An 18,935-nucleotide genomic window follows, 5' to 3' on the forward strand; every position below is an offset into this window, starting at 1 on the left:
GGTTTAATTTTGCGTATTGCTATTAAAAGATAATCCCTTTTTTCATTATACGATCGCCTGGCATGAGATTCTGGATATTTATTCTCTCAATAATATGTTTTATGGCTTCTACAGGAGTGAGCCTTTATAAAACATCCCCAAATGAAGCCTCCGAACAATACAGACCTTATTTACTGGAAGAGATGGCAAAATGCAATGAACAACTCATCGGTATTTTAAATGAAAAATCCTTTAACCAAAGCAAATTAAAGAAGCATTACGTAAGTGCTAGAAAGCATTATAAACATATTGAGTTTATCATCGAATATATTTCGCCGAAAGAAGCAAAATACTATATAAATGGTCCCTTAGTGCCAAAGTATGATGCAGACATGGGAAGTGAGGTTTTTTATCCTCAAGGATTTCAGAAGATCGAAGAGATTATTTATGATGGAGACGTTAGGCAGTTTCAATTGCTTAAAGGTCAGGTTAGCGATTTGAAAGATCAGTTAAGTAAACTTCGGGATTATTATAAAGATGTTGAATTGAGAGATGGTCAGCTCCTTGAAATGATGCAGTTGCAACTTTTTAGATTAGCTACAATGAGCTTCAATGGTTATGATGCTACCATTTCTCTTGATGGTATTAAAGAGTCAGAATGGAGTCTGGAAGGTGTGAACAAGGCATTTACTTTTTTTAATATTTACGCAGAAAGAGATCCTTTAGTGTTGCAGCCATATCAGCGAAGTGTAAGTTTGTTTAAATCTGCACATAAGCATCTGGTTGCGAATACAGATTTTAATTCATTTGACAGACTAAATTTTATAGTTAATTATATTAATCCTATTAATGAGAATATAGTTAAGTTACACAATACTGCTCATCTTTCCTGGTCAGGAAGAAAGCAGGCTTTAAACTTAAATAGCAGTACTTTGTTCAGCAGGAAAAATTTTAATCTGCAGCATTTTTCTATTTATTACGATGATACTTTGTTTAATGAAAAGCAGGCTGCATTAGGGAAGTTATTGTTTTTTGATCCAAGGCTTTCAGGAGGAAATAACATGTCATGTGCAACATGTCACAATCCGGATAAAGGATTTACAGACGGTAGAAATTTAACAGTGACGACAGGATTGATTAAAGATAATATCAGGAATACACCGTCTCTGCTTGATGTGGCTTTTCAAAAAGCTTTCTTCTTTGATGGAAGGGCTTATCAGTTAGAACAACAGGTGTTTGATGTTGTTCATAATAAAAATGAAATGCATAGTACTTTGGATGAAGCAATAAGCAAACTCAATAAAAGTGTGGAGTACAGAATGCTCTTTGACAAAGCATTCGAAGATAAGTCTGGTATCACCGCATATAATATTCAGAAAGCCATATCTGAATACGAAAAAACTCTAGTTACCTTCAATAGTGCATTTGATAAATACATACAAGGAGATCTTACCAGTCTTAGTAAAGAAGCTGTTGATGGGTATAATTTATTTGCAGGAAAAGCACTTTGTGGAAGTTGTCACTTTTTTCCCGTTTTCAATGGCGCTGTACCTCCATTTTATAATGATTCCGAATTTGAAGTGCTTGGAGTACCTGCCTCTGCCGGAGCTAAAGAGATTGATCCTGATAAAGGAAGATTTAATGTCACCGGTGTAAAGGAATTTATGTATGCCTTTAAAACACCTACAGTAAGGAATAGCGCTTTAACAGCTCCTTATATGCATAATGGAATTTACAATACTCTGGAGGAAGTGGTTGACTTTTATCACAAAGGAGGAGGAGCAGGTTTGGGAATTCCTATTGAAAATCAAACATTGCCCTTTGATTCACTTGACCTCAACGCTTATGAAAAGAAAGCTATTGTTTCTTTTCTTGAATCACTAACTGATACTTCTGGAATAGGATCAAGGCCGCAGAGGTTACCTGAGATAAATGAAGATATTATAAGAGAGGAAATAAGATATTAGGATTTTTCTTAAAACTTACCACTTAAAACTTATAACTAGATTCAACTTCCGAAAGCACTTTCAATAGCTGTTCAACTCTTATATCCTTCGCACATTTAAAATGTCCTTGCGGACAAGCTTTGTATCCATGCAGGTTACAAGGGCGACATTGCAGTTCGCTTTCCATCTGAACTATTCTCGAAAAATCACTTAGCGGTCCGAAACCAAATGATGGCACTGTCGAACAGAATATCGCACAGACATTGGCATTTACACTGCTGGCAAGGTGAAGAGGTCCTGAATCATTAACATAGTTAAGGACAGCATCTTTCATTAGTGTGCATGACTGGAGGAGAGAAAGCTTCCCCGCCAGGCTTTCAATGTTTTTATTTTCGGACTTGTTTATAATAGAATTACAAAGGCCTGAATCACCAGGGCCTCCGAGTAAATATATTTTGTATTTTGAATCTATTCCGTTCATGAGCTCCACCCACTGGTCTTCCGGAAACTGCTTGGTAAACCAGACAGATGCAGGTGCCATGCAGAGGTATGGATTGTCTTTAAGGGGTTGTACCTTTTGCTCATCTTCTTTGCTGAAATAAAGTCTTGGTTTTTCAGGCTTGCTATCAGTGAGGTCTTCAATAAGACTGAGGTTACGACTTACTTCATGCGTGTTGTCAACGATTTGATGCGTGATCCTTTTGTTATAGCAGAATGCAAATGGATTTTTATCAAAACCGATTTTATATTTTGCTCCTGATAAAAAACTTATAACGCCAGAGGAACCGAAACGATGAAGATTAATAAGCAGATCATATTTGTTAGAGCGAATCTTTGATATGATTTTAGTCAGGTTCTTGAGCTTGTCTTTTTTTTCAAAAACCAATACCTCATTCAGGATAGGATTGTTATTCAGTAGACTTTCATTGCCTTTTTTAACCAGAAAATCAATTTGGGCATTAGGGTAATGTCTATGCAATTTTTCTACAAGTGGAGTTGCCAGAATTACGTCGCCCAGAAAGGCAGTCTGAATAATGAGTATTCTTTTAAAATCTTTTTTCACGCACTTCAATATTAGGCAAAAATACTGTTTTCTTAAACCCAATTAATATAGCTATTGAAAAATCCTGTTATTCATTATAATCCATAGCTCGAATTTACCCGGTAGTGGAATTGTTTAACATTTACAATTTTTTTAATGCTTAATCCCGATTAGTTTATTTGGCCTGAGTATTAACGAAGAAACTTCCCTTTTCAACAAAATATTTTCATGTTAAGTTAATTTCTTAAGGGAAATGGAGGAAGAAAAATGAGATCAATGTGGTCAGGTGCAATCAGTTTTGGTTTGGTAAACATTCCAATCAAATTGTACAGCGCTTCAGGAGAGAGTAGCCTGGATCTGGATATGCTGGCAAAAAAAAATCTTGCACCTATACGATATGCAAAAATTAATACCATTACAGGTGAAGAAGTTGATTTTAAAGAGATTGTCAAAGGATATGAAATCGACAAGGGTAAATATGTTGTTCTGGAAGATAAAGATTTTGAACAGGCTAATGCCCGCAAAACAAAGGCAATTGAGATAAAGGAATTTGTTAGTGAAGAGGAAATAGATCCGCTTTATTATGAAAAACCCTATTTTCTGGAGCCTGATAGATTTGCTGAAAAGCCATATGCCCTCTTAAGGGAAGCGCTGAGAGAGTCAAAGAAAGTAGGCATAGGAAGTTTTGTTCTTCGTAACAGAGAACATATCTGTGCTTTAAAAGCTGTAGGAGATGTGATTATTCTGAATCAGCTGAGGTATTATGCGGATTTGAGAGATTACAATGAATTAAAGCTTCCTGCGGCTGATATTATAGGTAAAGGAGAGAAGTCCATGGCGCTTAAGTTGATAGACCAGTTGACAGAGAAGTTTCAACCAGAGCAGTTTAAAGATACTTATATCGATGAACTGAAAAGTATCATTGAGGCTAAAGCTAAAGGTTTAAAAATTGAAGTAACTGAAAAGGCCCCAGAGCCAACTGAGGTAAGAGATTTGATGGAAACCTTAAAAGCCAGTTTGTCTGCCTCGAAAGAAAGAGTCCCTGAAAACAGAGAGCCGGAAAAGAAAAAAGTAGCGGAAAAGAAACCTGCTGCAAAGAGGAAAGCTAAAAAGGAATAAGGGATTATGGGACTTCAGGAATACAGGAAAAAAAGAACTTTTGAGGAAACCCCCGAACCACAGGGCGAAGAAAAGGAGGGAGAAGGCAGGCTCACTTTTGTTGTGCAGAAACATGATGCCTCTCATCTGCATTACGACTTCAGACTTGAAATAGATGGTGTGTTAAAAAGTTGGGCTGTTCCAAAAGGTCCTTCGCTTAATAATAAGGACAAGCGTCTTGCAATGATGGTGGAAGATCATCCTATTGAATATGGTGGTTTTGAAGGTATCATTCCAAAAGGAAATTATGGTGGAGGAACGGTGATGCTCTGGGATCGTGGAGTATTTTATGCTCCGAACATTGATCCTGATAATAGAGAGGAAAATGAAAAGGCCTTGAGAGCCGGTCTTCATGCCGGAAACCTGAAGTTTATTCTTAATGGAGAAAAGCTTAATGGAGAGTTTGCTCTTGTAAAGACCTATAAGCCAGGAGGAAAAGGTAATGAATGGCTGCTCATCAAAAAGAATGATGCATACGCAACTGACGCAGATGTGAAAGAACAGGACAGGTCAATACTTTCGGGAAGGTCAATGGAGGAAATAGCCAGACAGTCCGAAAAAGAGGGAGATGTATGGATTTCGGGTTCAAAAGAAGTTCCTCTTGATCTGAGTGATGCTGTTGAACAGCCTATGCCGCATCAGATCCAGCCCATGATGGCAACACTACTGGAGGAACCTTTTAATAATAAAAACTGGATCTTTGAAATAAAGTGGGACGGTTATCGTGCAGTGGCTGAAGTCAATCATACAGATGTTCAGCTTTACTCCAGAAATAATAATTCATTTAACCAGCTATTTAAACCAGTCCTTGTTGAGTTGAAAAAAATGGGACTACAGGCTGTTTTTGACGGGGAAATCGTAGTGCTCAACAATAATAATATTGCTGACTTTGGATTAATTCAGAATTACAAGAGAACAGGGGAAGGTAATCTTGTTTACTATGTGTTTGATCTTCTTTACCTCAATGGATATGATCTTACTTCTTTACCATTAGTAAAAAGGAAAGAGTTATTAAAACAGATCCTTCCTAAGAATAATGTGATCAGATATAACGATCATATAAAAGAAGCTGGTGTTCCATTCTTTGAGAAGGCCGTGCAGCAAGGTGTTGAAGGTATTATCGGAAAGAAGGCAGACAGTGTTTATCTCCGGAATAAAAGAAGTCGTGATTGGGTAAAGATTAAAACAGCGCAAAGACAGGAAGCTGTTATTGCCGGTTTTACTGAACCGAGAGGGTCACGCAAACATCTGGGATCACTGATTCTTGGAGCATATGAAAACGGTAAGTTTGTTTACATAGGCCATTCAGGAGGAGGGTTCGATGATACCGCCCTTAACGATATTTATGAAAGACTTGTAAGCCTTGAAATTAAAAAAGCTCCTTTTAAAAATTTTCCCAAGCTTCCTGGCATCATCCACTGGGTAAAACCGGAGCTTGTATGTGAGATAAAATTTCAGGAATGGACCTCAGAGGGATTGATGCGGATACCCATCTTCATGGGGCTTAGAGAAGATAAGTCTCCTGAAGAAGTTGTGAAAGAGATAGAAGCTGATAAGAAAGAGGCTGAAGTAATTATTAATGCGCCAAAAGAAAAGCCTTCAAAGGAAAGACAACGTGAGGCAGTGCCGCGTAAAAAAGCTCTGGAAGGAAAAACGAAGAAGAAGTCAAAAACAGTTACTACACTTCCTGAAGAAGCATATGAAAGCGTGATCAGTGAAGAGACGATGGATAAAAAGAAACAGGATGCTTTAGTTGAAATCGGTGGACAGTCATTGAAGTTTACAAATCTTAAAAAGGTCTTCTGGCCTGAAGAAGGCTATGTGAAACAAGATCTGATTGAATATTATGATCATATTGCTTCGATTATTTTACCTTATCTGAAAGACAGGCCTGAAAGCCTGAGACGTAATCCTAATGGTTATGACAAACCAAGTTTTTTTCAAAAGGATATGCCTGATTCTATTCCTCAATGGGTTGAAACTGTAAAGATATATTCAGATTCTAACGAAAAGGAATTGAACTATATGTTGTGTCAGGATAAAGCGACTTTACTTTACATGGCCAATCTGGGATGCATTGAAATCAATCCATGGAGCAGCAGAATACAATCGCCGGAACAACCGGATTATATTGTGATAGATCTTGATCCGGTGGGTGTCACATTTGATGTAGTAATAGAAGTCGCTCAGGCGGTGAAACATGTTTTAGACAGAGGAAAGATAGAGGGATTTTGTAAAACATCAGGTTCGAAAGGAATTCATATATATATACCATTAGGGGCTCAGTATACTTATGACCAGGGAAAGGACTTTGCCTATTTGATTGCTATGCTTACACATAACCTGGTGCCTCAGCTTACAAGCCTTGAACGTATGCCTAAAAACAGGCCGAACAAGGTCTATCTTGATTACCTCCAGAACAGGATGGGACAAACCCTTGCAGCACCTTATTGTCTGAGGCCTAAGCCAGGAGCCACTGTCAGTACACCGCTTGAGTGGAGTGAGGTCAAAAAAGGTTTGAATCCAATGGAGTTTAATATTAAAACGATATTTAAGAGGATTAAAGAAAAAGGAGATATATTTAAGCATGTATTAACCCATGTCAATGATATGGATAAAAGTCTGACTTATCTCAGACAAAACGGTTAATAGTTTATATCTTATTTATTCTTTATGGCACAATTGATTATCGTTCGACACGGACAATCTGTTTGGAATCTTGAAAACAGGTTTACCGGAATTACCGATGTTGACCTTACACCTCTGGGAAGGGAAGAAGCAAAGCAGGCTGGTGTCTTGTTAAAGCCCTATAATTTTGAAATAGCCTATACTTCAGTGCTTAGAAGGGCTATAGAAACTTTAAATATTATTCTGAGGGAATGTGATAAGACAAGAATACCTGTCTTTGGTTCTCCTGCATTAAATGAACGTCATTATGGAGATCTTCAGGGCTTGAATAAAAAACAAACAGAGATAAAATACGGAGAGCAACAGTTTCAACTATGGAGAAGGAGTTATGAAGTTGCTCCGCCCCACGGAGAAAGTCTGAAAGATACAAGAAATCGTGTGGTGCCTTATTATCAGAAGGAAATAGAACCCAAACTAAAAGCTGGTAAAAATATTCTTATATCGGCTCATGGAAACAGCCTCAGAGCGTTAATGATGTTTCTTGAAGAGATTAGCCCTGAAGAGATCCCAAATGTTACTTTAGCTACGGGTGTGCCTAGGATTTATGAGTTTGATCAGGAGATGAAGATTGAAAAGGTTTTTGATTTGTAGAAGGCCATGCATGGCGCTTCAAAATGCCAATCAGGCAAGCCTTTCTTTTTTTGTATATATTTTATTGAATAAAAAACGTTTGTCAATTATAATGAAAATGGCCCCGAATTTCGAGGCTATTTTCATTATTGAAAGGATTTAACTTTTATTCTTAATAGGATTCAACAATTTGTTTATACATTACATCTGAACGTAGTGCATATTTAATGCCGTTCTTTACCGGACATCCTTCATGCTTCAATTCATGAATAAAGCATAATGCCATGCCCGTTCTAGGAATTACTGTAACCTCATCAAATGCTGTTTCTCCACCATCATACTCCTCATTTAAATAGATCATAAAAGTGATCCGGCTTTCTTCTGTATCATTTCTTCTGAACCTACCATCTATATGTCTTTTAAATCTCTGATCAAGTTCATACTTATAAAACCTGAATTGTTCATTTAATCCTATCGGATAGGTGTTATCAATTTCTTTGGGACAGAAGCCTATTAGTCTGTCCCAAAGGGTAGATGCAAGGCCAATGTCAGAATGAATTACTCTTTCATTGTTCCTTAAGCTCTTGATCATTTTGGCACCCGTAGGCAGACTGACCTCCGCTTCTTTGTATCCGATGTTTTCACTTAATGCTATCAGATCATTGCACTCGGACTTAGTTAGGAAATTCTCGATTGACCAGATTTGGTCGGTGTGAAAAATTGCATTCATAATCTTACTAGTTTAGGTGGTTAGTATATATGTACTGCTTGTGATCCAAGTTAGAAGTTTAGAGGATAACTAAAAGTGAATTAAAAAGAAATTGAAGCGGATCTTAAAATTTGGTAGAAGTATGATATTTTAACTTGAAAATATCCTGTATTGGATAAAATTTTTACTTTAGACTATCGATCAACCTAGTTATGGACAACTTGTCTGACTTCGTTTTTGCTAGCTCAAGAGCCTTTTGTAAGTAAGTCTTAGCTTTCTCCTTATTTTCTTTTTTATAAAGGTCACCAAGAAGAATATAATAAAAATGATTTTCGGTTAGTTGCAGCTCTTCAGCTTCTTTGATAGCCTCAGTATTGCTGTTTGCTTTGGAAAGTGCATATATTCTGTTAAGTGCAATGACTGGAGAGTATTCTATTAGTAATAATTTGTTATAAAGGTTTAAAATGTTTTCCCATTTTTCCTTTGTGTCATTTTTTTGAGTATGCCAATAGGCAATGCCAGCTTCAAGATGATAGCGTGAAATGTGAACTCCATGAGATGCTCTGTTGAGATAGTATGCTCCTTCTGCTATGAGCTCATAATTCCACAAGGCTTCATTCTGTTCATGATATAAAATAATTTCATCTGAATTATTTTTTCTTGCAGGAAATCTGGAAGCATAAAAACACATAAGTGCATAAAGCGCATTTACAGAAGGAAGATCTGTTGTTTTATTCTCAATGAGCAGTAACGTAAGGCGCATCGCTTCCTGACAAAGATCTTCACGAATCACACTGTCATTACTTTCGGAATAATATCCTTCGTTGAATAGCAGATATAATGTTGTCAGCACAGGATCGAGCCTTGAATTGATTTCTGATTCCGAAGGAAATTCGATTTTTACTTTTTCTGTTTTTAATTTTTCTTTTGCTCTGTATAGTCTTTTGTTGATAGTTTCTTTGTTGGTTAAAAATGCATTGGCAATTTCTTCTATTCCAAATCCACAGAGAATGCGCAGTGCAAGCGCTATCTGTGCTTCCTTAGGGATGGTGGGATGGCAGATAGCAAAAAGCATTTGCAATTGACTATCTGTAATATTTTTTTCAGAGAGGTCTAATTCAAATGTTGTTGCTGAATTACCTGATAGCAGAGGAATGATTTTGTCGGAAAAGACTTGTGTTCTTGTGAAATGATTTCTGGCTTTGTTTTTGGCTACCGTATAAAGCCAGGCTACAGGGTTTTCCGGAATTCCTTTGTATGTCCAGGTTTCCAGAGCTGATAAAAATGTTTCGCTCGCTATGTCTTCTGCGGTATCGCAATGTTCAATGCCCATAAGTCTTGTAAGAACGGAGCATATTTTACTAAACTCCGTCCTGAAAAGATGTGGTATCAATTCATTTTGCTTCATTCTTAAGAATGTATTTAAGTAATAATCAGAACCCTGTTTACTTAATGTGTTCCATCATCTTTGGCAATTTTGCGGACCTCAATGCTATTGCCTTCTCCCTGCAATACCGGACTGCCCTTTGCGAATTCAACAGCTTCTTCAATTGAAGCAGCTTTAATTACTATGATACCTCCGATTGTTTCTTTGATATCTCCAAACGGGCCATTGGTAACGACCTTTCCTTTATCGCTTGCAGTTATCACACGTGCATTGTCAAATGGCAGACCGGTACCGCTTACAAATTTGTTTTGAGCTGAAATGCTCCCGATCCAGTCCATTGTTTGCTGCATCCATATCTGAATTTGCTCTGGGGAAGCAACTTTTTTGCCATCCTCATGTCTCATAATCAATGCGTATTGTTCCATGTTTTTAATTTTTAAGATGAAGTTGAATGTTGGTTTCAACTATATGACAATTGACCTTACCCGGATTGGACAAGTTTGAGGAAAATATTAAAAAATTTTGAAAAATAATTTCCATAAGGGGATTATAGTCTTGTACATCAGCGGAATATTTTGATGGATAAAAACTACTTCCCAGATAGTTTTATTTGAGCGTCTTCTCTTGAATTGACGAAATTAATGTTGCCCAGTTTATTGCTTTCATACATGAAGTCTTTCAGACTTTTACTTGGGTACGCTGTAAAATCTCCTATGATAGCCAGTTTGATTCTATAGTTTGAAAACTTCTGCAATATCTCTCCGGCCAACCCTGAACTCAGATCAAAAAATGTTGAGGTAATATTTTTCTCATAAAGCATGATACCATCAAACCCTTAGTAATAAAGATCGGCAAGCTGATCCAACGCATCCTGTGGGTTGGTAATAAGGATTGACTCAGATAAAACTTCAGCCAATTGTATATCATTTATCGTCTGAGATTCAATCTTCATATGTATATTTTTTAAGATGATAAATTATCAGTATTTAATAAAGCACAATTTACATTATTCCGATTACATTATTGGAAACCTTCCTGATTTCTATAGCTCCCATTGGCCAGACTCTTTTGCGATATTGATCAATCGTTGCCCATATGCTGTCATACGACCTTCTTTAATAAGTTTTTCAGCTCTTTCTATGTTGGGTTTACTCCATTTGCTTCTTTTGGGATTGCGCGGCGTAAAAGTGAGGTAATAACTTTCATCATCTCTTTTTTTTGCCAGGCTGTCAATCCACCCAAAGCAGAGTGCTTCTTCGGTTGCTTCAATAATATTCACAGAAGGGACTTTGCTTTTTTTATGGTAAAGGATAAGCCAGACAGATTTTTCTGTCTGGCTGTTTTGCTCCAGCCAGTCTCGCCAGTCTTCTCTTGTTTTAGCATATATAGCCGGTTTGCCGTCTTTAAACTCCATAGTCTTACTTATTTGACTTTTCAAGTATTTCCAGATAGTGCATATTAGTCATAATGCCAAGGATGTTTCCAAATGGATCGGTAACAGAAGCTGTCACAAATCTTCCAGCACCCTGACTATGATCTGTAATTGGTTGATAAGGCGTTGATCCCAGGGAGATCAATCTGTCAAGAGTCTCCTGTAGATTATCGACATGCCAGTATGCAATTGCGCCAGCTGGTTTTTCTGTTGCACCAGCGGGAGCATATTTACTATCAATGATGCCCAATTCATGCTGGTAGTCTCCTAGACGAAACTCTGCATACCCGGGAACATTGAAATAAGGCTCTATTCCTAAAAAGTCACTATACCATTTCTTGGCAGCTTCATGGTCTGCTGCGTAAAAACTAATTGTTGCTAAACCTCTAAGTATGTGTGTGTTTTTCATTTTATTCCTGCTCTTAAATTGATGATGTATCAAAATTAATTGACGCGTGTGACAGCAGTATGTCAGTAGTTTGTTGTTATTTTTAAAATTACTGCAGAGAGGTGATTTTGTTGTAGAGACGCCATGCTGGCGTCTCCAAGCGTTCAATACCAATACCAATGTACCTTTCCAGTTTAACAAACATTAACGATTGTGTGAATGCATTTTTGCATTTCAATTAATGTGCCTATTGAAATGAATAGGGTTGTTGTAATTGCCAAGGAGACGCCAGACATGGCGTCTCTACGAGCCCCAAAATCCATTCTGGTTGGAAATTAAACCTTCCCCAGACTCCAAAAAAAGAAATCTCTTTCCCTAAAATCTGACTATCTATGACTTCCCTTAAAAATATTTTAAGTTTATTAAGATGTTGAATTTTAGTTGTTTGATGTGTTTTAGGCTAGTTTTTCTCCTTCCGGAGGCACTTCCTGATGCTCCGGGAGTGCTCCCCGTTCATCCGCGCTTACTCCCCGAAGCTCCGTGAGTAAGCACGGAGCTTCGGAGAGTAAGCACAATAGTTGGACGCTTACTCACGGAACATTGGGAAGCCCCACGGAAGTTGGGGAAGCATTTCCGGGAGTCCCGGGAGGGCTTCAGGAGGTCTCGGGAACACTTCCGGAACTCCCGGGCTTAAGCACAGAAGTTTGAGGAGTAAGCACGGAAACTCCATGCTTAAGTTTCTATGTCTCGCGCTTAAGCTCCGAAGTCCCATGCTTAAGCCCCTAAGACGATTGAGTATGCTGGAATGATCTGGATGTATTTTCGGATGAACCGAACTTAAGGGTTAGGAGGAACGGAGTAAGGATAAATGAAATCAGTTTTAAGAGGATAAGTTTACAATATAAAGAAGTGGCAAAAAAAAGAGAGGCACTCGCCTCTCTTTAATATTTTTTCTTATATCCTTTAAGAATTTATAGCAGGACTTTTAGTCTTTTATACACCTGCAGCTTTTGCCATCAAATTTTCTCCTTACTCCATCATCCAAATCAGATGAAGAACCCCAGAGTATAAAATAGTAAGCAGCATCGCTGTCATATTCTGATGAGCTCCAGAAAAAGGCTGCTGTTCCAAAGGCTCGGTAAAACAATTCTGTAGAACTGGCATCATTTACTTCACCTGCAGGAAGGGCAGAAAAACCACTCAGGTTTGTGGCTCCCTCATTAGGCTCCTTCCAGTATAATAATGATTTCATTGCACCGCCTGAAGTGCCTAAATTATTTTCAACAATAGATCTTAATGAAAACCATTCTTCTGACTTTGGAACGTGCCATCCGCTGGGGCAAAGGCCATTTGAATTATTTACAGCATACCAATTGTAGAATAGTCCATAAATATTTTTGTTGGCAGCATCTTTATCCGGGTAGGTATAGGCTCCGGTTTTGTCTGCAAGCCAATCAGTACCTGAAAGGCCTGATCGGATTGGGCTCCCATTATTATATTTAGTTGATGCCAGATTTTCAGCAAACCATGTTTTGCTACCTATCTTAACGGTTTTGTAATAGCGCTCCTGATAGAGGATTGAATCGATCTGACCGAATAATGCATCCTCACCTTTTCCTTTCGTGAAAAAGTATGTATGCCCTTCATTATCGCTTACTCTTATTTTATTTTGCTCCGCAATATGAAGGTCTCCGTAACCAGGCATGCCTCTATAACCTATTAGTCCAATATGTGAGTAGGTAGAACTATGAACCATTGTTGAAGCCCATGAAAGTTTGCTCATTACAGAAGGTCCGATTTCAACCTTCAGGGTATATTTGTTTGCTTTTGTAGTAGCATCTATGAAATTAGCGCTTCCCAGCTTGTCCTGATAAATATATCCGGCAGACCTTCCTGAAGAATAGTTTCTAGCAATGTCGGAATAATGAGTTTTCGAATAGATCACATCGCTTGGTGTTTCCGGAATCGTCATGTTTATTTTTTCACCTCTGCCATTGCTTTCACATTTCCAGTCTCCTGAGAAATTATAAAAAACATAGCAGCCATACCATGATCCGACATAGTTATTGTCAATAGGTCTGAATCGGCCTCTTCCCGGACTTACTGCAGTGATATTTGAAGAGCCGCTTATTACACCTCCTGGTTCTGTTTCTACCTGTACTGCATCTTCAAAAGAAGTAAGCAGGTTTACTACATACTTCCCGTCTGACTGAAGTGTTCTTACTCCGATAAACTTTAAACCTGTTAGTGGCCTGGATACTGCTCCAGGTAAAGTAAAATATTCCGGGTAGCTTCCCCAATCCAGAGAGATATGCATAACTCTTGGTTCTTCTACTGAAGTTCTCTGTTTGGGAGATACATCAGAGAATGGTAATGCGGATATGTTTTTATAGAATAGAATGGTTGCAGATCCAAATAACAGCTGATCATTTGATATAGCTGTAGCCCTGTAAAATCCTTCATCCAGTTTTATCGAAGTGCCGGGTTCCCATTCATAATCCTTGTTCTGATTAGAGAATATCACTTTAAAGTTACCAGTCACTGCTTTTCCAAGGCGATTTAATAAGGATGGAGTAAAGATGATATTTTCATCTAGATTAAAAATTAATATTGGCTTGGAGAAGCTAACCAGATAAGGTTGATTTAAATCAGGAAGGTTTTCACTTTGGATATTTACTTCGATTGTAACATCAGGTCCTTTATTGTTGCTACCGGTAATAATGCAGCTTCCATTTGCGACAGCAGAAATTTTCCCATCTGAAACAATTGCAACAGAAGGATCGGAGCTTGAATAAACAATATCTGTAGTTTCAGTGCCTGAAATGCTTTTGGTATTTATATCTGCAGATTCACCAGGTGCCATCAGAAGTTTTTCAGCATTAGAATATATAAGGGCAACAGTGGAATCCAGTTTGATTTCTTTAACCTTTGTTTCGGTAGTATTGATATTTGTTCCAGGTTCAACTTTCCCGTCTTTTTTGTTGCATTGCGCAAAAACTAAAACGATGAGAATAAAGTGTAAGTAAAATTTTTTCATTTAAAAATGTTGTAAAGTTTTGACTTTAAGTAAAATGGATAGGTTTGATGGAGTATTTAAATGCCTCTATAGTTAATTATTACTATGAAATTAGGGATAAAAGAAAAAACTGGAAATACCCGCCAATGAGTATTTTTAAGAGGCTTCGCTCAATTTTACTATAAGATAGATGAGCAATAATAACTAATCGATTTGTGTTTTTGGTTTTATTGATGATTATATGCGAAAAAGGTAGATTTTTTTGAATCATATATTCTAGGATTTATGAGTTTTACTTTCTAACAGCTGAATTAGTTCGAAGGTTGAGGGGAAATAGATACCGTTTAAACAACAAAATTTAATATTATTGCCTCAGTATATAAATTGGTATTCATGATTTATTATAAAGACATCAGGTGAGAAGGATCAGAATCACTTTATTCGTTATTCTTGGAGTGTTTATTTTAGTTTTATTGACACTGTTGCATCCTTATTTTAACGGGAAAAACAGACTTTTATCTTATTACCATCATCTTGTATGGGGAGATGTTTTAAAAGTGACAGTGAGCCCGTCTTTAAATATTAAAGAGGTAATGATTGTTTTCAAAGATGAGTATCAACTATTGAAGGAGAGACGGCCAAATGAATATTATCGCTCAAGGTTTCGATTAAGTTACAAGCCAATTAATAAGGTAATTTATGTAAATGGAATGCAAGTGAGCGAAATTCCATATGAATATGGTAAGCAGATTCTCCAAGTGATTTATGATGGAAATATAGTGGGCGAATTATGGCATTGGCAAACAAATGGATATCATTCCCATCGCTACTTTATTGATTTAAGATTAGAAAATGGAGTTGTAAAATATGAAGGATATATTGAAGGTCCAGATGCCGAATTCTAATGGTAGTGACTTAAATTAAGTTTGATTTCTCCTGGTGAATTTGCGAACATATGTTAAAGTCTAAAACCTTAGGAAGGACATTTATTATCGTAGGTGTCGTTTATTTATTCAGAAGAGTAACTGGTCATTACAGTTGTTTTGGTGGTTATGTAGATAATTCAAAAGAGATTATTGCAATTAGCTTTGTTCTTCTATTGTCAGGAATTGTGATGTTAGTATTGAAGAGTAAAGCTATTGAGAAGTAATATTGATTGCAATTGGATATATGCTAGTATGGTGTAGGAAAAGGAAGATAACAAAAAAAACAATTTCTTTTATTTAACTTTTATTACCCCATTCCTATACAAGTCCAGCGCTTGTTTCAGAATAAGTTGAATTTTTTTTATGGGTAAATTTTTCTTTGGGTTGACTCTAAAGATCTTCATTCTCGATCTATTGCCAGCTTCTAATTCAGGGTGGTCAAGATGTTTTCCTTCAACCATCAGAATATATGGCTCGTTCGTCTTTTTATCTGTCCAAAGGTAACAGAACATCTTCTTCTTATAGGTAAAGCAGGGCATTCCATACTTCCTGGTTTCAGCGACCTCTTTATCCTGTTCGAGAATAATACTTCGCAAGGCAAGCAGACAACTTTTGTTTGGCTCATCCTGCTTTAAATAGAAGGTGTCGAGATCTTGGAGCATAGAATAATGGTTTGTTTAAACTAAGGGGTTTATGCGCATAGCGTAAAGCTGTTTATCTGATTTCCTTGATTATTTCATCATAGTATTAATAGATAGTTTTATTCTTTTATCTTATCTGTTTATTTAAAAGTTGGGTTATTTTGTTACCCAGTAAAAGCGCTTCATTAGAGTCGGAATTATTCATTTGAAAATTTAAGATGGGCATTTCTTTATCTGTCATTATTAAATAATGGGTTATACTTATATAAGTTGAAGATGTCGGAGCGGTTGCTCTGCTGATTCTTATTCTATCATTGCGCATCGTGATTTTCATGTTAGGGTCAACAGTTACAGTGGAGTTTCTGAGATTATAGCGAAAGATAATTTTACCATCTATTATTTTAACACGGTCATTAGCCTGCCTGATTATTGTCAGAATTGATAAAATCAGGAAAGCTGTTCCAATTATCGAGCACAGAACTCTGGATGTAGTATCTGAGATCGTGGTGAAAGAAATCAGGAGAAGAAATAATCCGCCGAGTAGAAAAATTACCACTCCCCAAAGTGATTTGTCTTTTAGACTCAATTTCTGCCCTATAAAAACCATATCCGAAGCAACGATTATTTTGAGATTTGCCCGATTCGCAATTTTCAGGATGTTGTTATCTAGTGTCATTTAAACCTTATGTTTTGTTCTCCAGAAATTATAGAAATGCTTAGCTCCTAAAGCTCACTAATACTGCCTCCCATTTCTCTCAGGTGCCTTTAAGTCAATCCAGAAAATATGGACAGCCTCTTTATCATCACTAGTACCGTTTTTATTTGCATCTAGTTTGGCAAAGACATACATATAGTCATTTGCGGGATCATATTCCGACTTCACAACAGAGTAATTAACAGGAATCAATGGCTTTTTATTCTGTGCATCGATGTCGAAGTAATAGAGACGTCTCAGATCCTTCATGTTAATCGATCCGTCTTTATTGGTATCTTCGTTGTAAACAGAAACCAAATAATAGTTTCTGTTTACCGGTTTATGATTTAATGTGTCTTTAGAAAAAGAAGGGTAATAAAAAGTTTTTATCAATACAGGCTTCTCAAAGAAGTTTTTTTGAGTTTGGGTTTCTGTGTTGTAATGAGATATGTTAACCAGATTATATCCATGCACAGCTTGTAATCCGGGCATAAAATTGTAATTCCATTGGTTACCGTTTGTTCTGCCGATTTCCTTGTCATTGCCATATAATTCATTTTCTCCAATGAAACTTGTCTGATCTTCTCTATAGTTTACCTTGTAAATTGTTGAGATCCGGTATTTAGGAATTCCCGTTAAAAGCACGTTGCTTGGTCTGGTTTCAAAGAGAAGAGAGTCTTTCGAAAATCCATCAATATTATTAGTTTCTTCTGTTGTAGTGGACTCCTGTGAAGCTACTCTGAATCCTTTTTCCTCAAGCTTGTCTGAAGTGCAGGCAGCTAATACTATGAAAGCAGTTAAAAATGAAATAGACTTTAAAAAGTTCATGATGAATTACTGTTTAATTTTTGGGCTCAAAAAAATAGAATATATTTTTATTTATACATCTAAGATAATAGAATCAAATGACATTATATAAATCTGAAATATTATGCTCTTGAGTATAATTAGAGGCTTTTTCCTTCGAATAAAACAAAAAGAGTCTGCCCCAGATAGGAAGCAGACTCTTTTTGTTGTTTCTCGTTTTCCTTCAGATAAAGAATTGGAAACAAGGTATTTTTAGAACAAGCCCAGGATATTATCCCAAAGTTTTGTATAGTTAGTATTAACGAAAGTTCTTATGCTAAGTCCAATGATCAGCAATGAAACTGTAATCATGATCGGCTTACGTTTTACTCTCGATACAAGGAATGCTGCAAAAGGAGAAGCGATGATACCACCGATCACAAGTCCTATAATTGTTTGCCATCCTGATATACCTGCAAAGATCAGGAATGTACCGGCACCTGCAAGAGCAATAAAGAACTCAGCAAGGTTTACAGATCCGATTGTATAGTTAGCGGTTCTTCCTCTGCTTAAAAGTGTTGAAGTAACTATCGGTCCCCAGCCACCGCCACCAACGGCATCCATAAATCCTCCAAATCCAGCCAACCAGCCGAGGTTTTTAGTTTTCTTTTTAACCTGTGTTTTACGAAATGCCTTTCTCAAAATAATAACACCCAGTATTAGAAGATAAACAGAGATGAATGGTTTTATAATATCACCATTGATGACATCAGATAACAGGTAAGCTCCAAGAACAGCACCAAGCATTCCTGGTATTAGAAGGTATTTGAATAATTTTTTATTTACGTTTCCGAATTTTAAGTGTGAAACTCCTGAAGCACCAGTTGTAAAAATTTCGGCTACGTGCACACTAGCACTTGCTACAGAAGGAGGTACGCCAAGGCTTAGAAGAAAAGAGCTGCAGGTTGCCCCATAAGCCATACCTAAAGCACCGTCAACCATCTGAGCTGCCAAACCTACAAGTATGAAATCTATCAGATTGACGTTAAAAATGCTCTCAATGAACAGTGTTATTGGTTGAAGCAATTCTGGCTGAGAGACTATTATATTGTATGAAATAAGGAAGGCCACTACCACAAATGCAAGCGTACCACCTACAATCCAGCGTATTTTAGGACTCTTTGCGTTAAATTCATTGATTTTATCAATGAGTTGTTCATTCACCTCAAGGTCAGCTCCGGCGTTCTCGAGCTGCTCAATTTCGGTTTCGATTTTATTCAGCTCTTGATCTTGTGTTTTATCTTTATCAGCATCTTCTGCAGGCAAGAATGTCGAATTTGTTTCCATGGGTTTATTGTTTTTTTTGGTGGTTCTAATTTTGTCACTCTTGAAATTCCCTTTTGAGGAGTATTCCATATTACAAATATAGCAAAAGTTTTGATGAAATATGTAAACTCTATAGAATTAATATAGAATTAATTTATAAGTACTGCATATTGTTTTCATTTTTGAAAACTTTCAGGATTGGATGCCAATTGATGGTTGTTTAATGTTTGATAAACAGGTTTTTGTG

At 37.0% G+C, this 18,935-nt stretch carries 19 protein-coding genes; 7 read left to right on the forward strand and 12 right to left on the reverse strand.

Features of this window, described 5'->3' with window-relative positions:
* Positions 1 to 101 precede the first annotated feature (101 nt).
* On the forward strand, positions 102 to 1,946 hold the full coding sequence (locus K350_RS29800) for a cytochrome-c peroxidase (protein WP_051313447.1): 1,845 nt from the start codon (positions 102 to 104) through the stop codon (positions 1,944 to 1,946).
* Between the two features lie 22 nt (positions 1,947 to 1,968).
* Here K350_RS29800 and K350_RS0121160 read toward each other — a convergent pair whose 3' ends face one another.
* Positions 1,969 to 2,988, reverse strand: a complete 1,020-nt coding sequence (locus tag K350_RS0121160) for a glycosyltransferase family 9 protein (RefSeq protein WP_028981608.1) — start codon at positions 2,986 to 2,988, stop codon at positions 1,969 to 1,971.
* A gap of 246 nt (positions 2,989 to 3,234) precedes the next feature.
* On the opposite strand from K350_RS0121160, the gene ku reads away from it, so the two are divergent.
* From ku to K350_RS0121175, 3 genes are read left to right on the forward strand one after another with little or no spacing between them, the layout of a single operon-like run.
* Positions 3,235 to 4,086 carry a non-homologous end joining protein Ku gene (ku, locus tag K350_RS29805; protein WP_051313449.1) on the forward strand — a complete coding sequence of 284 codons (852 nt, stop codon included), beginning with the start codon at positions 3,235 to 3,237 and terminating at the stop codon, positions 4,084 to 4,086.
* Positions 4,087 to 4,092: 6 nt separating this feature from the next.
* On the forward strand, positions 4,093 to 6,774 hold the full coding sequence (ligD, locus tag K350_RS0121170; RefSeq protein WP_028981609.1) for a DNA ligase D: 2,682 nt from the start codon (positions 4,093 to 4,095) through the stop codon (positions 6,772 to 6,774).
* 24 nt (positions 6,775 to 6,798) lie between these two features.
* Positions 6,799 to 7,404: a 2,3-bisphosphoglycerate-dependent phosphoglycerate mutase gene (locus K350_RS0121175; protein ID WP_028981610.1), complete on the forward strand. Its 606-nt coding sequence runs from the start codon at positions 6,799 to 6,801 to the stop codon at positions 7,402 to 7,404.
* Positions 7,405 to 7,555: 151 nt separating this feature from the next.
* Here the strand turns inward: K350_RS0121175 and K350_RS0121185 are convergent, their stop codons facing one another.
* From K350_RS0121185 to K350_RS0121210, 6 genes are all read right to left on the reverse strand, one after another.
* Positions 7,556 to 8,113, reverse strand: a complete 558-nt coding sequence (locus tag K350_RS0121185; RefSeq protein ID WP_028981611.1) for a 2OG-Fe(II) oxygenase — start codon at positions 8,111 to 8,113, stop codon at positions 7,556 to 7,558.
* A gap of 163 nt (positions 8,114 to 8,276) precedes the next feature.
* Positions 8,277 to 9,500 (reverse strand): RNA polymerase sigma factor, encoded by a 1,224-nt coding sequence (locus K350_RS0121190; RefSeq protein WP_028981612.1) that lies wholly within the window; start codon positions 9,498 to 9,500, stop codon positions 8,277 to 8,279.
* Between the two features lie 41 nt (positions 9,501 to 9,541).
* Positions 9,542 to 9,904, reverse strand: a complete 363-nt coding sequence (locus K350_RS0121195) for a YciI family protein (RefSeq protein WP_028981613.1) — start codon at positions 9,902 to 9,904, stop codon at positions 9,542 to 9,544.
* Between the two features lie 164 nt (positions 9,905 to 10,068).
* Complete coding sequence (locus K350_RS32925; RefSeq protein ID WP_245598686.1) at positions 10,069 to 10,299, reverse strand: DUF4180 domain-containing protein; 231 nt, start codon at positions 10,297 to 10,299, stop codon at positions 10,069 to 10,071.
* A gap of 222 nt (positions 10,300 to 10,521) precedes the next feature.
* The gene (locus K350_RS0121205) at positions 10,522 to 10,893 is read right to left on the reverse strand and encodes a YdeI/OmpD-associated family protein (RefSeq protein WP_028981614.1); all 372 of its coding nucleotides are present in this window, start codon (positions 10,891 to 10,893) and stop codon (positions 10,522 to 10,524) included.
* Positions 10,894 to 10,897: 4 nt separating this feature from the next.
* Complete coding sequence (locus K350_RS0121210) at positions 10,898 to 11,320, reverse strand: VOC family protein (RefSeq protein ID WP_028981615.1); 423 nt, start codon at positions 11,318 to 11,320, stop codon at positions 10,898 to 10,900.
* A 519-nt stretch (positions 11,321 to 11,839) separates the two neighbouring features.
* On the opposite strand from K350_RS0121210, the gene K350_RS32465 reads away from it, so the two are divergent.
* Positions 11,840 to 12,007, forward strand: coding sequence for a hypothetical protein (locus tag K350_RS32465; protein WP_156027126.1), 168 nt, complete (start codon positions 11,840 to 11,842; stop codon positions 12,005 to 12,007).
* 277 nt (positions 12,008 to 12,284) lie between these two features.
* On the opposite strand, the gene K350_RS31540 is transcribed toward K350_RS32465, so the two are convergent.
* On the reverse strand, positions 12,285 to 14,336 hold the full coding sequence (locus tag K350_RS31540) for a fibrobacter succinogenes major paralogous domain-containing protein (RefSeq protein WP_051313452.1): 2,052 nt from the start codon (positions 14,334 to 14,336) through the stop codon (positions 12,285 to 12,287).
* A gap of 395 nt (positions 14,337 to 14,731) precedes the next feature.
* Here K350_RS31540 and K350_RS0121220 point away from each other — a divergent pair, with 395 nt between their 5' ends.
* Together K350_RS0121220 and K350_RS0121225 are read left to right on the forward strand one after the other, a co-directional pair.
* Positions 14,732 to 15,220: a hypothetical protein gene (locus tag K350_RS0121220; RefSeq protein WP_156027128.1), complete on the forward strand. Its 489-nt coding sequence runs from the start codon at positions 14,732 to 14,734 to the stop codon at positions 15,218 to 15,220.
* A gap of 50 nt (positions 15,221 to 15,270) precedes the next feature.
* Positions 15,271 to 15,465, forward strand: coding sequence for a hypothetical protein (locus K350_RS0121225; protein ID WP_028981617.1), 195 nt, complete (start codon positions 15,271 to 15,273; stop codon positions 15,463 to 15,465).
* Between the two features lie 69 nt (positions 15,466 to 15,534).
* Here K350_RS0121225 and K350_RS0121230 read toward each other — a convergent pair whose 3' ends face one another.
* The 4 genes from K350_RS0121230 to K350_RS29820 all read right to left on the reverse strand — a co-directional run bounded on the left by K350_RS0121230 (position 15,535) and on the right by K350_RS29820 (position 18,709).
* Positions 15,535 to 15,903: a DUF1801 domain-containing protein gene (locus K350_RS0121230; protein WP_028981618.1), complete on the reverse strand. Its 369-nt coding sequence runs from the start codon at positions 15,901 to 15,903 to the stop codon at positions 15,535 to 15,537.
* A gap of 106 nt (positions 15,904 to 16,009) precedes the next feature.
* Entirely contained in the window at positions 16,010 to 16,558 is a 549-nt protein-coding gene (locus K350_RS0121235; RefSeq protein WP_028981619.1) for a hypothetical protein, read from the reverse strand.
* A 57-nt stretch (positions 16,559 to 16,615) separates the two neighbouring features.
* Positions 16,616 to 17,404, reverse strand: a complete 789-nt coding sequence (locus K350_RS0121240; RefSeq protein ID WP_051313454.1) for a hypothetical protein — start codon at positions 17,402 to 17,404, stop codon at positions 16,616 to 16,618.
* 231 nt (positions 17,405 to 17,635) lie between these two features.
* Positions 17,636 to 18,709: a sulfite exporter TauE/SafE family protein gene (locus K350_RS29820; RefSeq protein WP_081671127.1), complete on the reverse strand. Its 1,074-nt coding sequence runs from the start codon at positions 18,707 to 18,709 to the stop codon at positions 17,636 to 17,638.
* Positions 18,710 to 18,935 lie beyond the last annotated feature (226 nt).

It is taken from the genome of Sporocytophaga myxococcoides DSM 11118 (genome assembly GCF_000426725.1).
Taxonomy (GTDB): Bacteria; Bacteroidota; Bacteroidia; order Cytophagales; family Cytophagaceae; genus Sporocytophaga; species Sporocytophaga myxococcoides.

What these genes read in the sequence shown, in the direction of transcription:
- K350_RS29820 (WP_081671127.1), bottom strand. Translation starts at nt 18,709, where the DNA reads ATGGAAACAAATTCGACATTCTTGCCTGCAGAAGATGCTGATAAAGAT.
- K350_RS29800 (WP_051313447.1), top strand. Translation starts at nt 102, where the DNA reads ATGGCTTCTACAGGAGTGAGCCTTTATAAAACATCCCCAAATGAAGCC.
- K350_RS32925 (WP_245598686.1), bottom strand. Translation starts at nt 10,299, where the DNA reads ATGCTTTATGAGAAAAATATTACCTCAACATTTTTTGATCTGAGTTCA.
- K350_RS0121175 (WP_028981610.1), top strand. Translation starts at nt 6,799, where the DNA reads ATGGCACAATTGATTATCGTTCGACACGGACAATCTGTTTGGAATCTT.
- K350_RS0121190 (WP_028981612.1), bottom strand. Translation starts at nt 9,500, where the DNA reads ATGAAGCAAAATGAATTGATACCACATCTTTTCAGGACGGAGTTTAGT.
- K350_RS0121210 (WP_028981615.1), bottom strand. Translation starts at nt 11,320, where the DNA reads ATGAAAAACACACACATACTTAGAGGTTTAGCAACAATTAGTTTTTAC.
- K350_RS0121235 (WP_028981619.1), bottom strand. Translation starts at nt 16,558, where the DNA reads ATGACACTAGATAACAACATCCTGAAAATTGCGAATCGGGCAAATCTC.
- ku (WP_051313449.1), top strand. Translation starts at nt 3,235, where the DNA reads ATGAGATCAATGTGGTCAGGTGCAATCAGTTTTGGTTTGGTAAACATT.
- K350_RS0121240 (WP_051313454.1), bottom strand. Translation starts at nt 17,404, where the DNA reads ATGAACTTTTTAAAGTCTATTTCATTTTTAACTGCTTTCATAGTATTA.
- ligD (WP_028981609.1), top strand. Translation starts at nt 4,093, where the DNA reads ATGGGACTTCAGGAATACAGGAAAAAAAGAACTTTTGAGGAAACCCCC.
- K350_RS0121185 (WP_028981611.1), bottom strand. Translation starts at nt 8,113, where the DNA reads ATGAATGCAATTTTTCACACCGACCAAATCTGGTCAATCGAGAATTTC.
- K350_RS0121195 (WP_028981613.1), bottom strand. Translation starts at nt 9,904, where the DNA reads ATGGAACAATACGCATTGATTATGAGACATGAGGATGGCAAAAAAGTT.
- K350_RS31540 (WP_051313452.1), bottom strand. Translation starts at nt 14,336, where the DNA reads ATGAAAAAATTTTACTTACACTTTATTCTCATCGTTTTAGTTTTTGCG.
- K350_RS0121225 (WP_028981617.1), top strand. Translation starts at nt 15,271, where the DNA reads ATGTTAAAGTCTAAAACCTTAGGAAGGACATTTATTATCGTAGGTGTC.
- K350_RS0121205 (WP_028981614.1), bottom strand. Translation starts at nt 10,893, where the DNA reads ATGGAGTTTAAAGACGGCAAACCGGCTATATATGCTAAAACAAGAGAA.
- K350_RS0121230 (WP_028981618.1), bottom strand. Translation starts at nt 15,903, where the DNA reads ATGCTCCAAGATCTCGACACCTTCTATTTAAAGCAGGATGAGCCAAAC.